General features: G+C 47.7%; 2 rRNA genes. Both read right to left on the bottom strand.

The features are described 5' to 3' along the window. Positions 1–719, bottom strand: a 23S ribosomal RNA gene (locus PZE06_RS25685); the annotation flags it as partial. A gap of 659 nt (positions 720–1378) precedes the next feature. Next, positions 1379–1493, bottom strand: a 16S ribosomal RNA gene (locus PZE06_RS25680); the annotation flags it as partial.

Here is a 1493-nt window from a genome sequence, read left to right as displayed (position 1 = left end):
ACGCCCTATTCAGACTCGCTTTCGCTGCGGCTCCGTCTTTTCAACTTAACCTTGCATGCAATCGTAACTCGCCGGTTCATTCTACAAAAGGCACGCTATCACCCAGCATTTTTCCAAAGGAAAATATGCATAGGGCTCTAACTACTTGTAGGCACACGGTTTCAGGTTCTCTTTCACTCCCCTTCCGGGGTGCTTTTCACCTTTCCCTCACGGTACTGGTTCACTATCGGTCACTAGGGAGTATTTAGCCTTGGGAGATGGTCCTCCCAGCTTCCGACGGGATTTCACGTGTCCCGCCGTACTCAGGATCCACTCAAGAGGGAACGAAGTTTCAACTACAGGGTTGTTACCTTCTCTGACCAGCCTTTCCAGACTTGTTCGTTTACTCCGTTCCTTTGTAACTCCGTATAGAGTGTCCTACAACCCCAAGAGGCAAGCCTCTTGGTTTGGGCTAATCCCGTTTCGCTCGCCGCTACTCAGGGAATCGCGTTTGCTTTCTCTTCCTCCGGGTACTTAGATGTTTCAGTTCCCCGGGTCTGCCTTCCATACCCTATGTATTCAGGTAAGGATACCATCCCATTACGGATGATGGGTTTCCCCATTCGGAAATCTCCGGATCAAAGCTTACTTACAGCTCCCCGAAGCATATCGGTGTTAGTCCCGTCCTTCATCGGCTCCTAGTGCCAAGGCATCCACCGTGCGCCCTTTATAACTTAACCATTCGGTAAATGATCAGCTACACATCTCTTCGTCTTCTTCACTCGTCAGCATCCTCACGTACAAACTACGTACGCTCCGGTACTTCCTCGCTTGATTCCTCGACCTGTTTGCTTCTCATTTCCCTCAACCTTCGGCTTCCGATAAGCGGCGCATCTCTGCGTCAGCTCCCTCACTACACTCCTCACGTACCTATTATGTACGCTCCGGTGCTCGTTCGGTCGCTTCCTTGATCTGCTTGCTTCTCGAAACCCTCTTGTTCGGTTTTCAATACACCAACACAACTTTGTGTGATTTCTTGAAACCCTCACGGTTTACTTTACTCTATGAATAAATCGATAGAGAGAAAAACTAAAATGGCGATTACTCGGTAATTTCTTGGTTCTTCTTCACTTTCATTATCTAGTTTTCAAGGTACAAACGGCGAATGATAAGCTTCGCATCTTTTCGTCAACTTCCCTCGTTCCGCTCCTCATGTATCAAATACACTCCGGTGCTCACTCAGTCGTTTCCTCAATCTGCTTGCTTCTAATTCACCTTCATTTCATTTTGAGAGATTACACTCTCAAAACTAAACAAATCATATCGTCAACGAGGTTTTTTGATTGCTCAAAATAACCTCTATCTGTTGAAGCATCTAGTGCTTCCTCATATTCCTTAGAAAGGAGGTGATCCAGCCGCACCTTCCGATACGGCTACCTTGTTACGACTTCACCCCAATCATCTGTCCCACCTTAGGCGGCTGGCTCCAAAAGGTTACCCCACCGACTTCGGGT

The organism is Robertmurraya sp. DFI.2.37 (assembly GCF_029211245.1).
In the GTDB taxonomy this organism is placed as follows: domain Bacteria; phylum Bacillota; class Bacilli; order Bacillales; family Cytobacillaceae; genus Robertmurraya; species Robertmurraya methanolica_A.
This window is presented reverse-complemented; position numbering and strand designations above follow the sequence as displayed.